Raw genomic sequence first — 12,652 nt, forward strand, 5'->3', positions numbered from 1 at the left:
AAAATCTTATATTACCCTATAACCTCACTAAAAGTTTTACATGAAAAGAAGAGAATTTATAATCAAAGGATCTGTTGCAACAGCAGCTTTATCAACATCTGCAGTAGCTTTAGGAAACGTTCTTGATTTTAAAAATGCAAATGATACTTTAACTATTGGAATTATAGGCACCGGTGACCGAGGAACTGGAATGATATCTAATATCAATAAAATTGATAGATTTAATGTGAGCGCATGTTGCGATGTATTACCTTTTAGATTAGAACAAGGTTTAAAAGCCGTAAAAGGAAAAGCAAAAGGATATGATGATTACCGTAGATTATTAGACAATAAAGCTATTGATGCCATTCTAGTTTCCACACCATTTAGTACCCATTCCCAAATTGCTATGGATGCATTAGATGCTGGAAAGCATGTGTACTGCGAAAAAACAATGGCAAAAAGTTATGAGGGTATTGATCAATTAACACAAAAAGTTAGCCAATCGAATACCATATTCCAAACAGGTCATCAATACCACAGCTCTAGGTTATACACCCACGTAGTGGACTTGATAAAAAATGGAAAAATTGGAAAAATCACTTCTTTTGAGTGCCAATGGAACCGTCATGGAGACTGGAGACGCATGGTTCCTAAACCAGAACTAGAGAGAGCCATAAACTGGCGCATGTACCGTGAATACTCTGGAGGGTTACTCGCAGAACTTTGCTCACACCAGATAGATTTTGCAAATTGGGTTTTAGATGAAGTACCACACCAAGTTATGGGTGCTGGTGGTGTAGATTATTGGAAAGATGGCCGCGAAACCTTTGATAACATTCACTTGATTTACAGCTACCCAAGTGGTGTAAAAGCAACATTTACCTGTTTAACGAGCAATGCTAAAGACGGATACAAAATACGCGTTAAGGGCGATAAAGGTTCTATTATTTTAGAATATTCAAAAGCATGGTTTTACCCGGAAGGAAATCAAAAAAAAGAAATAGGGGTTCTTGATGGTGTTTCTGGAGCCACTCTAAAATGGGAAGAAGGCTTAGGTATTCCAATTGTTATGGAACATTTGGAACCGAGTGAACAAGCTTTAATTGATTTTAGAGATAGTATTATTTCCAATACAAACCCCATCTCTGATATTACTACAGGCGCAAATACTGCTGTTTGCATACAAATGGGCTTAGACGCTATGTACAACAATACCATAGTTTCAAATCCTAAATTATAAATTTTACATCCATTATTTTATTACAATACACTATGAGAAAGTATATTACTTTACTCCTTTTTGTTACTTTTATTACCAATAACCAAGCTCAAGATCGTTCTGAAAAAATACAGTTAGAAACCACTTTAGTTGCTCCTAAAACAATCACTAAACTAGGAGAAGGTTCTTACCTTATAGATTTTGGAAAAGCTTTTTTTGGTACGGTTCAATTAGAAAGCAAAAAGGCTCAAAATGATTCTTTAGTTTTCCATTTGGGTGAAAAATTAAACGATCAACATAAAGTAGACAGAACCCCTGGAGGAACCATTCGCTATCAAAAAGTAGTTTTAAATGGATTATTAGCAAATAAAACAATTCATTTAAACCTTACTCCTGATAAAAGGAATACAAGCGGAGCGGCTATACTACTCCCTGAATCTATGGGCACCGTTATGCCTTTTAGGTATTGCGAAGTAGCCAATTTAACCATTCCAATAGAAGAATTACAATTCTTTCAGAAGGCAGTTCATAATAAATTTAATGATAACGCTAGTGATTTCACCTCTTCAGATAAGGTGTTAGATGCTATTTGGGATCTTTGCAAACACACTATAAAAGCAACTAGTTTTACAGGTTACTATGTGGATGGCGATCGCGAAAGAATTCCTTACGAAGCAGATGCCTACATCAATCAACTAAGTCATTATAGTGTAGATAGTGTATATACCTTAGGTCGTAGAACTAATGAATATTTTATAGATAACCCTACTTGGCCTACAGAATGGTTATTGCATACCGTTATAATGTTCCATGCCGATTACATGTATACGGGCAACTTAGCTCCTCTTGAAAAATATTACGAAAATCTAAAACTGAAAACCTTAATGGATTTAGAACGAGAAGACGGTTTAATAAGCTCTTCTTCACCTCATCTAAATCAAAAATTAATAAACGAACTAGGATTTAAAAAACCAGACACCAAAATAAAAGATATTATAGATTGGCCCCCTGCTCAAAAAGATACGGGTTGGAAACTAGCCACTGCCGAAGGTGAAAGAGATGGCTATGAAATTGTACCCGTAAATACGGTCGTGAATTCTTTTTACTATTATAATTTAAAATTAATGACTGAAATTGCTGGTTTTCTTGGTAAAAAAGAAGACGTGAGTTTCTTTAAAAATAAAGCGGCAGCTGTTAAAAAGGTAATCAACACCAAATTATTTGATGCTGAAAAAGGATATTATATAGATGGAGAGAACAGTAAACATGCCTCCCTACACGCTAATATGCTTCCGTTGGCATTTGAGTTAGTACCCGAAGAGCATGTAGAAAGTGTTACCGCTTTTGTAAAAACAAGAGGTATGGCCTGTAGTGTCTATGGGGCTCAATATTTATTAGAAGGTCTTTTTAAAAATGACGAAGCACAATATGGTTTTGATTTAATTACGGAAACTGAAGGCGACAGAAATTGGTGGAATATGATGGAAGTAGGTGCTACCATGACTATGGAAGCTTGGGATGTAAAATACAAGCCAAATTCTGATTGGAACCATGCTTGGGGTACTGCTCCCTTAAATATTATTACACGTTACATGTGGGGGATAAAACCTAAAACTGCAGGTTTTGAAATTGCCGAAATAGAACCCCAATTAGCAGAATTATCGCATACGACGATTAAAGTACCTACCAAAAATGGAATCATTTTTGGAACGTATCAAAAGAGTGAAAAATCTGAACTTTACACCCTAGAAATTCCAAAAGGAATGTCTGCTGAATTTACAATTCCTTCAAGTCCAAGAAAGATCTTTTTTAATGGGAAGAAAATCAAAAAAAATAAAACTGTAATTCTTCTTGAAAGCGGAATTAACGAAATACAACTAAAACAGTAAGGCTATGAGCTTTACTGTTTTTTTTACTTACTGTGTTTACTGAACTGTGCATTTTCTTTAGTTAAAATCTCTATAGGAGAATAAATTCTTTCCTCCAACGTTTTCTGATCTACTAAGAAATCAACCATCAATTTAATAGCTTCATACGCCTCTTTAAACGGTTGTTGCGAAATTAAAAAAGCCACTTTCTCATTTTCTAAACAGCTTACATTTTCTTCCGTACCATCAAAACCAATAAGCACTAACTCGCTTATTTTTGAACTATTAATAACATTTGCAAAGCTAGAAACACGACTATTGGGTACATAAACGCCTTCAATTTTTGGGTTTTCAACCAGCATCGCTTCTAGTTTTTCTGCTAGTGCTGCCGCATTTTCTAAATCTGCAATATTAATGTTTAGCAATGAAACTGTATCCTTATTTGCTTTAAAGTAATCCTCAAAGCCTTTTATTCTCTTGTAAATAGCATGGTTATTATCTAGGTTCGCTCTCGTTTGCATAACAGCAATGGCACTTTTGTCGTTTATGGAGAGTCGCATTAATTTCCCTGCAAGAAATCCGCTCATATAAGAATCTTGTCCTATAAATGATAGATTATTACAGCCTTCTAAATTAATATTTAAGAATACATAAGGAATCTCTTTATTATCTAATTCTTTAGCTAATACTTTAGTCGCAGAACCAAATAAAGGAGCCAACAATAAGGCATCAGGTTTTGCAGCAATTACTTCTTTAAATTGACGCACATACGAAGCTTCATCAAATTGATTGAAACTAAAATAAGAAACACTAGCCCCTATTTTTTTTACTTCCTCTTTTGCTTTTAGAATTCCCATCATTGGTGATTTCCAAAATGTATTCTCCGCATCATAATCAGGAATTAACACCGCAATTTGTACTCTTTTATTCAATGCTAAAGAACTAGCAATAGCATTGATTTGAAAATCATGCTTAGCTATAATCGACTTTATCTTAGCTTCTGTTTTTTTTGAAACGCCTCCTCTTTTATGAATTACTCTATCTACAGTCCCCGCTGAAACTTTAGCTTCTTTTGCAATGTCATTAATTGTAATCATATGCTAATCTTCAAATTGGATTTATTTTTCGTGTGCGCACACAAATTTTGGTAAATATAGTGAAAATGAAAAAAATCTGTCTATATTTACGTGTGCGTACACGAAAATTTTTAATATATAATAAAACACACTCGTAACGCTTGAAAATTAGAAGTATAACCTCAGAAAAACAACAGTTAGAATGAATTTGTTTGATATAGAAAATAAGGTAATCTTAATCACAGGCGGTGGCGGCGTATTAGGCGGTGAAATGTCTAACTACCTCCTAAGTAATGGTGCTACCGTAATTGTACTTGATCGTAGAGAAGAAACCGTAAATGCTGCTTTAGAAAAATTAAAAAAAGTTAGTGCCAATGTGTTTGGTTATGTATGTAATGTATTAGATGAAACTAGCTTAAAAGAAATTGCCGATCAAATTATAACAACACACGGAAAAATAGATGTGCTCATTAACGCTGCTGGCGGGAATATGCCTGGCGCAACCATTGGTGTAGACCAGACCATCTTTGATGTGAATATTGATGACTTTAAAAAGGTTGTCGATTTAAATTTATTCGGAAGTATTTTACCTGCATTAGTGTTTGGAAAAAAGATGGTTGAAAATAAAAAAGGGGTAATTATCAACATCTCTTCCATGACTGCACAGAGTGCAATTACACGTGTTGTTGGATATTCTGCCTCTAAAGCGGCCATAGATAATTTCACCAAATGGTTGTCTGTAGAATTAGCTACAAAATTTGGTGAAGGTTTACGTGTAAATGCCATTGCTCCTGGTTTCTTTATTGGCAATCAAAATAGAGATTTATTAATAGATAAAGAAACGGGTAAATACACGGATCGTGGAGATACTATTATTAGAAATACTCCTATGAATCGTTTTGGAGAAACAGACGAATTAAACGGAACAATTCATTACTTATGTGCAGATGCTTCAAAATTTGTAACAGGAGTGGTAGTGCCTATTGATGGTGGTTTTAGTGCATTTAGCGGGGTTTAATTGAAAAAATAAAATAGTATGGAACAAACATGGCGTTGGTACGGGCCAAATGATCCCGTATCCTTATCAGATATAAAACAAGCAGGTGCAACAGGTATTGTTTCTGCATTACACCAAATTTCAAACGGAGAAGTTTGGGAAGTAGCTGCTATTAAAGAGCGTAAAGCTATTATTGAAAAAGTAGGATTAACATGGAGCGTGGTAGAAAGTATTCCTGTTCACGAAAATATAAAAACCCGTTCTGGGAATTTTAAAACTTATATAGAGAACTACAAACAGAGCATTAAAAATTTAGCTTCTTGTGGTATTCATATTGTATGTTACAATTTTATGCCTGTTTTAGATTGGACCAGAACATCACTTGATTATGAAGTAGAAGACGGCTCTAGAGCACTACGTTTTGATGTCACTGCTTTTGCTGCTTTTGAACTTTACCTTTTAAAAAGACCTGGTGCTGAAAACACCTATTCAGCTACTCAAAAAGCCGAGGCTAAAGCCTATGTTGATCAATTATCGGATGCTGATAAAACGCAATTGATTAATAATATTATCGCGGGTTTACCTGGTGCTGAAGAAGGCTATACTTTAGAGCAGTTTCAAAAAGTATTAAATACCTATGATACTATTGATGCGTCGAAATTAAGAGAAAACTTAGTTGCTTTCTTAAAAGAAATCATCCCCATTGCTGCACAAGAAAATGTAGTGATGTGTATTCACCCAGATGATCCACCTTTTCCAATATTAGGCTTGCCAAGAGTGGTTAGTACCGAGGCTGATTATGCTTATTTATTTGAACAAGTTCCACATATAGCCAACGGAATTACTTTTTGTACCGGTTCTTTAGGGGTTAGAGATGATAATGATTTGGTCCAAATCTTTAAACATTTTTCAGATCGTGTTCACTTTATTCACCTTAGAAGCACCAAAAGAGATGAACAAGGTAATTTCTATGAAGCCAACCATCTAGAAGGCGATGTAGATATGTATAGTGTGGTTAAAGAAATTCTAATAGAACAAAAGCGTAGGGCTAAAGAAGGCAGAAAAGATGCCGTAATACCTATGCGACCAGATCACGGACATCAAATGTTAGATGATTTGAATAAGAAAACGAATCCTGGATACTCAGGAATTGGAAGGTTACGCGGTTTAGCGGAATTAAGAGGATTAGAATTAGGTATTAAAAACAGTTTATAAGCAATGGCTTCCATAACATCAAAGAACTTTATTACAGAAAACTTTTTATTAAATTCTGATATAGCCATAAAACTATATCATGATTTTGCGAAAGACATGCCTATAATTGATTATCACAATCATTTATCCCCAAAGCAAATCGCAGAAAATAAGCCTATGGCAAATCTTTCTGATGCTTGGCTTAATGGCGACCATTATAAATGGCGTGCTATGAGAGCTAATGGTATCGATGAAAAATATATTACAGGCAACGCGTCACAAGAAGAAAAGTTTAACAAATGGGCAGAAACGGTTCCGTATACCTTGCGGAACCCTTTATTTCATTGGACGCATTTAGAATTAAAACGTTACTTTGATGTTGATGCTATTTTACAAGAAAGTACGGCTTCTACAATTTATGCTAAAGCGAATACTATTTTAGCACATAAAACTCCGGCGCAACTGCTTGAACAAATGAATGTAGAAGTTATCTGTACCACAGATGACCCTATTGATGATTTAGCGTACCATCAAGAAATAGCAAAACAAGGTTTTTTCACTAAAGTATATCCTACGTTTAGACCGGATCAGCTTTTCTTAATCAATAAAACATCTTTTGAAAGTTATTTAGAAAAATTAGCCACATGCGTTTCTTTTCCTATTCACTCTTTAGATGATTTATTAAAAGCGATTCAAGAACGTGTAGATTTCTTTAATGCTAATGGTTGCCGTTTGTCTGACTTTGGTCTAGAACAAATTTATGCTTTTGACTTTACGGATGATGAAGCCAATTCCATTTTGAAAAAAAGACTTTCTGGAGGCTCCCTTTCTGATGCGGAGACAAATAGCTACAAATCATGTATACAATACCATTTAAGTAAAATGTATCATGCAAAAAACTGGGTACAACAGTTTCACTTAGGAGCACTTAGGGATAATAACACTCGCTTATTGGAGGAATTAGGAGCCGATTCTGGTTGTGATTCTATGGGTGATAATACGCATGCAAAATCTATGTCTGCCTTTTTTGGCAGGTTAGATCATGAGGGAATTCTGGCTAAAACGATTAGTTATAATTTAAATCCGTCGCAAAATGAAGTTTTTGCTACTATGATGGGGAATTATAATACTGGAGAATGTGCAGGAAAAATGCAATGGGGATCTGGCTGGTGGTTTTTAGACCAGAAAGACGGTATGGAAAAGCAAATGAATGCACTTTCTAATATGGGCCTTTTAAGCAGATTTGTTGGAATGCTTACAGATAGTAGAAGTTTGTTATCTTTTCCAAGACACGAATACTTTAGACGTATTTTATGTGATTTGCTTGCGGAAGATGTTCGGAAAGGTTTAGTGCCTGATGATTTAAACTTTTTAGGCAAAATGGTCCAGGATATTTGCTATAACAACGCGGTAAACTATTTTAAATTCAACTAAACATCATGAAATACTATACACTACTCTGTGTTGTTTTCGCTTTATTTATCACATCATGTAAAGAAGAGTCTGGAACTAAAACACTTTATTTAGCACACACCCTACCTCAAACACATCCAGTACATAAAGGGATTCTAAAATTTCAAGAATCTTTAGATAAAAAATCTAATGGTACTTTAAAGATTAAAATATTCCCTGATGGTCAATTGGGTTCGGAACGCGAGGTATTAGAGTTATTACAAATTGGTAGTGTGGCTATCACCAAAGTTAGTGCTGCCACCATGTCTAATTTTGTCCCAGAATATCATGTACTGGGTATTCCTTATTTGTTTCGAGACAAAGAACATCAATTTGATGTTTTAGAAGGTCCCATCGGTAAATCGATTTTAGAAAAAGGGAGTAAATTCTACTTGCGTGGTTTATGTTATTATGATGCAGGAAGTCGTAGTTTTTATACCAGTAATAAAGCCATTAGAACTCCTGATGATTTAAAAGGTTTAAAAATTCGTGTAATGAACAACCAAATGGCAATAAATATGGTGAATGCTATGGGAGGTTCTGCTACGCCTATGGCTTACGGAGAACTGTATACTGCAATTCAACAAGGTGTTGTGGATGGCGCAGAAAATAACCCACCATCCTTTGTTTCTTCTAACCATTTTGAAGTCAGTAAATACTATACTTTAGATCAACATTCTGCCGTACCAGATGTACTTTTAATAAGTACCAAATATTGGGAGAAGTTAACAGATCAAGAAAAAATATGGGTACAAGAAGCGGCCGAAGAATCTTCTGAAGCCGAAAAAAAATATTGGAATGATTCTGTAGAAGAATCTATGAAAATAGCAACGGAGGCTGGTGTAGAAATTATCATTCCTGAAAAATCTTTATTCGCTGAAAAATCTAAATCCGTTTTAGAAGAATTTGAAAAGGAAAATCCTGATTTATCAAGCTTAATTGAACAAATAAAAAAGAACTAATGATGAATAGATTAGATACCCTTTTTAAAAATACTTGCAAGGTAATGGAAGTACTTTTGATACTTATTTTTGCATTATTAGTTTTAGACGTTTTATGGCAGGTATTCTCAAGATACCTTTTAAACAGGTCCTTCTCTTGGACCGAAGAATTTGCCCGTTTTTCTTTAATATGGCTTGCCATACTAGGTGCCGCTTATTTAAGTGCAAAAAGAGAACATTTATCGATGGACTTTCTATACCAAAAATTCTCATCGGCTAAAAAGAAAAAAGTGCTGCTCTTAATTGAAGTATGTGTCTTCTTATTCGCGTTAATTGTTATGGTCATTGGCGGATTTAATTTAGTCTATACTACCCTAGATTTAGAGCAACTTTCGGGGACCTTACGTATACCTTTGGGATATGTGTATAGCATTTTTCCCTTTAGTGGCTTGCTTATGATGTGTTTTTCTATCTACCACATAGCTAAAATTAATTCTAACCAAATAACCGAATAATTATGAGTATTGAAGTGCTAAGTATCATCGTATTATTTGTTAGTTTTTTCATTTTATTAATGCTTAAAGTGCCTGTAGCTTTTTCTATTGGCATTTCTACCACCATTAGTTTACTCCTGAATATTGATAGTTTACCAGGCATCACCACCATAGCCCAAAGAATGATTACCGGTATTGATAGTTTTGCATTACTTGCCATTCCGTTCTTTGTTTTGGCAGGTGAAATCATGAAAAGAGGTGGTATTGCCAATAGACTCATCAACTTTGCAAAATCATTAGTTGCTAGTTTACCTGGTGGTCTAGCGTATGTGAACGTATTGGCGTCTATGTTATTTGGCGCCATATCTGGTTCTGCTATTGCTGCAACCTCAGCTATTGGTAGTATCATGACAGACAGAATGGAAGAGGAAGGATACCCAAGAGAGTTTAGTGCTTCGGTAAATATTACCTCATCTACTACCGGGCTTCTAATTCCACCCAGTAACATTTTAATTGTTTATGCTTTAGCTAGTGGCGGTACCGCCTCTGTAGCTGCCTTATTTATTGCAGGTTATTTACCTGGAATATTGCTAGGTCTAGCATTAATGGGTTACGTTGCATTTGTGGCTATCCGCAGAAAATTCTCAAAAGAACAAAGAGCTCCATTAAAAGAAATCTGGACGTATTTTAGAAAGGCTTTCTTTAGCCTTCTTTTACTTTTCATTGTTGTTGGAGGTATTGTTGCAGGAGTTTTTACCGCAACAGAAGCTTCCGTAATTGCTGTTTTATACGCTGCAATTCTTGCTTTAATTTATGGTGATATTCGTGTAAAAGATTTTCCTAGTGTGTTATTGACTAGTGCAAAAACTACCGCGGTAGTTATGTTCTTAATTTGTACTTCTATGGCGATGTCATGGTTGTTTTCTTTTGAAAGTGTACCTGAACTTATGAGTAACTTTCTACTAGAACAATTTAGCAATAAGTTTGTCATCTTTTTAGTGATCAATATTATCTTATTAATTGTTGGTACGTTTATGGATATTACTCCTGCCGTACTCATCTTTACACCCATTTTCTTACCTGTAGTTGTTGCTTTAGGTATGGATCCTGTTCATTTTGGAATCGTCATGGTATTAAATCTTTGTATTGGACTGTGTACCCCACCTGTTGGAACCATTCTCTTTGTAGGTAGTGGCGTTGCCAAAATATCCGTATCTCAGGTAATTAAACCCTTATTGCCCTTTTTAGCAATAATGGTGATTGTGTTATTACTGGTCTTATACATTCCTGAAATATCTATGTTTTTACCTAGATTGTTTGATCTATAGAATAAACAGACCTAAAAATAATTAGCTAACAGCTCTTTTATCGCTGTTAGTTCCTAAAACTAAAAAACCCTGTAACAAAAGGTTACAGGGTTTTCTGTTATCATTCAAAAATGATTAGATGTTATTCTTTACGAACGATCAACGGGTTATTTATTTTCTCAGAAACACTATTTAAATGCTGCTCCCATGCTTCTTTTGTTTTAAACTGACCACTCTCTTTCCAGCCAAAACCAGCGTAATAAACCACCTTATCATTTATAGCTTTTAAGTTTGCATACGCATTACTTAAATCGGTTATATTCGTATCATAGGTTTCGTAATCTATAAAGTAGTTCTTACTTGCTATGATTGCAGACCCTAATTCTGAATCTGCATGCGGCTCCCAATAACTCACCCAACCTTTGTTTGTATCTCCGGTAACTACACCATCTTTTTCATGCAGCGTTAATCCAACAGAAATATGCTCTGAACCTTCAAGGCTAATCTCAAATTTAGAAAAATTACTTCCTAGATCTAAACTTATGATTTTTGATTCTTGAATTTGATGTTCACCGGCTTTCCAATCCTTATGTTTTAAATAAAAACTAGTTCTAATAGGACCTGTTGTGATGGTTTTCCATTCTGTAAAATTTTTAGAATAGTAGTACGTCGTATCTTCTTTTATGGCAAGACCGCCTACACCTCTACTTGATCCTACATGAAAGTTATCTAAACCTTCACCATTATCTTCATGGTAGGCTCCTGCCCTTATGCTATTCTTCTCATACCATTTATTAATAATAGGGTATTCTACCTTTTTTAACCAGGCATCTACCCCACTTGACAATGTTCCTCCCGGAATACTATCTTCAATCATTTTTTGCGCGGTAGGTCCATACATTCTAAAAGCGACTTTATCATTCTCCCACGTATAATCATCTGTACGCTCTGGAATAAAACGAGAATAACAATAGTCGGGAGCAGTAGGTTGCTCTTCTTTTGTTGCGGTTACTATTTCAAATCTTCTTTCAGAATTTGGCCCTAATTTAGGCTGAAACAGCAGTTGATCCTCTATTGAATCTCCATTAGTATCTACCAATTGGACAATTTGTAATTTTCCTGTTTCAATATCTTTAATGCCAATAGTATTTAAATCTTTATCCGCTAAAAATTCTTTGGAAAGTTCTACCGTCTCAAAAGAGCGCTCCACATTCAAATCATTCTTAACAACAAAAACTGAGGTACTTTTTTCTGGCTCACAAGATTGTAATACGAATCCTACACTTAAAAAAAAGGCTAATTTATTAACGTTCATTACTGTTTGTTTTAGTTTTCATTGGATGGTTTTCCTATGGTTGCTAAAATTCCGCCATCTACATACAGAATATGACCATTTACAAAATCACTTGCTTTAGAACTTAAGAAAATAGCAGCACCACTTAAATCATTAGGGTCTCCCCATTTTGCTGCCGGCGTTCTATTCACAATAAAATCATTAAACGGATGTCCTTCTACTCTAATGGGTGCCGTTTGTGTCGTTGCAAAATACCCAGGACCAATTCCATTAATCTGAATATTATGCTTTGCCCATTCGGTCGCCATATTCTGCGTCAACATTTTAAGTCCACCTTTTGCTGCTGCATATGCACCAACCGTATTTCTCCCCAATTCGCTCATCATAGAACAAATATTGATAATTTTACCACTCTTACGAGCTATCATTCCTTTCACAACATGTTTGGAAACAATAAACGGACTCACCAAATCTACATCTACCACTTCTCTAAAATCTGATACTTCCATATCCTCTAGTGGCGTTCTCTTAATAATACCCGCGTTATTCACCAAAATATCAATCGTCCCTACTTCTGCTTCAATGCTTTTCACTGCAGCTTTTACTTGGTCTTCATCTGTAACATTAAACTTGTAACCAAAAGCATTGATACCTTCTGTTTTATAAGCGACTAAGGCTGTATCTATTTTGTCTTGTGATGAGTTACCATTCACGATGATAGTGGCTCCTGCTTTTCCTAAACCCATTGCCATAGCCATACCCAAGCCATGAGTACTTCCTGTTACTAATGCAATTTTTCCTTTTAAATCAAATAATGAGATACTCATA

The 12,652-nt window shown here is 35.1% G+C and carries 11 protein-coding genes; 8 read left to right on the forward strand and 3 right to left on the reverse strand.

Translation table 11 applies throughout. The annotated features are described in order from the left end of the window. Nucleotides 1–40: 40 nt before the first annotated feature. Both BLQ19_RS03545 and BLQ19_RS03550 read left to right on the forward strand, forming a co-directional pair. Nucleotides 41–1,222 carry a Gfo/Idh/MocA family protein gene (locus BLQ19_RS03545; RefSeq protein WP_074537420.1) on the forward strand — a complete coding sequence of 394 codons (1,182 nt, stop codon included), beginning with the start codon at nt 41–43 and terminating at the stop codon, nt 1,220–1,222. A 32-nt stretch (nt 1,223–1,254) separates the two neighbouring features. Further along, complete coding sequence (locus tag BLQ19_RS03550; RefSeq protein WP_074537421.1) at nt 1,255–3,090, forward strand: family 78 glycoside hydrolase catalytic domain; 1,836 nt, start codon at nt 1,255–1,257, stop codon at nt 3,088–3,090. 23 nt (nt 3,091–3,113) lie between these two features. Here the strand turns inward: BLQ19_RS03550 and BLQ19_RS03555 are convergent, their stop codons facing one another. After that, nucleotides 3,114–4,166 (reverse strand): substrate-binding domain-containing protein, encoded by a 1,053-nt coding sequence (locus BLQ19_RS03555; RefSeq protein WP_074537422.1) that lies wholly within the window; start codon nt 4,164–4,166, stop codon nt 3,114–3,116. A gap of 181 nt (nt 4,167–4,347) precedes the next feature. On the opposite strand from BLQ19_RS03555, the gene BLQ19_RS03560 reads away from it, so the two are divergent. Genes BLQ19_RS03560 through BLQ19_RS03585 form a run of 6 tightly spaced genes read left to right on the forward strand, consistent with a single transcriptional unit; the run spans nt 4,348 to nt 10,551 of the window. After that, on the forward strand, nt 4,348–5,163 hold the full coding sequence (locus BLQ19_RS03560; protein ID WP_074537423.1) for an SDR family NAD(P)-dependent oxidoreductase: 816 nt from the start codon (nt 4,348–4,350) through the stop codon (nt 5,161–5,163). An 18-nt stretch (nt 5,164–5,181) separates the two neighbouring features. Continuing rightward, nucleotides 5,182–6,357: a mannonate dehydratase gene (uxuA, locus tag BLQ19_RS03565; protein WP_074537424.1), complete on the forward strand. Its 1,176-nt coding sequence runs from the start codon at nt 5,182–5,184 to the stop codon at nt 6,355–6,357. A 3-nt stretch (nt 6,358–6,360) separates the two neighbouring features. Further along, on the forward strand, nt 6,361–7,770 hold the full coding sequence (gene uxaC, locus BLQ19_RS03570) for a glucuronate isomerase (RefSeq protein WP_074537425.1): 1,410 nt from the start codon (nt 6,361–6,363) through the stop codon (nt 7,768–7,770). Between the two features lie 5 nt (nt 7,771–7,775). Next, complete coding sequence (locus BLQ19_RS03575) at nt 7,776–8,750, forward strand: TRAP transporter substrate-binding protein (RefSeq protein ID WP_024479531.1); 975 nt, start codon at nt 7,776–7,778, stop codon at nt 8,748–8,750. Then, nucleotides 8,750–9,244: a TRAP transporter small permease gene (locus BLQ19_RS03580; protein ID WP_254788216.1), complete on the forward strand. Its 495-nt coding sequence runs from the start codon at nt 8,750–8,752 to the stop codon at nt 9,242–9,244. The genes BLQ19_RS03575 and BLQ19_RS03580 overlap by 1 nt, the downstream gene beginning before the upstream one ends. Nucleotides 9,245–9,246: 2 nt before the next feature. Then, nucleotides 9,247–10,551, forward strand: coding sequence for a TRAP transporter large permease (locus tag BLQ19_RS03585; protein WP_175444392.1), 1,305 nt, complete (start codon nt 9,247–9,249; stop codon nt 10,549–10,551). A gap of 121 nt (nt 10,552–10,672) precedes the next feature. Here the strand turns inward: BLQ19_RS03585 and BLQ19_RS03590 are convergent, their stop codons facing one another. Together BLQ19_RS03590 and BLQ19_RS03595 are read right to left on the reverse strand one after the other, a co-directional pair. Next, complete coding sequence (locus BLQ19_RS03590) at nt 10,673–11,845, reverse strand: BT3233 family polysaccharide utilization protein (RefSeq protein ID WP_074537427.1); 1,173 nt, start codon at nt 11,843–11,845, stop codon at nt 10,673–10,675. 11 nt (nt 11,846–11,856) lie between these two features. Next, the gene (locus BLQ19_RS03595) at nt 11,857–12,651 is read right to left on the reverse strand and encodes a gluconate 5-dehydrogenase (protein ID WP_074537428.1); all 795 of its coding nucleotides are present in this window, start codon (nt 12,649–12,651) and stop codon (nt 11,857–11,859) included. Nucleotide 12,652: the final 1 nt, after the last annotated feature.

The organism is Cellulophaga baltica (genome assembly GCF_900102165.1).
Taxonomy (GTDB): Bacteria; Bacteroidota; Bacteroidia; order Flavobacteriales; family Flavobacteriaceae; genus Cellulophaga; species Cellulophaga baltica.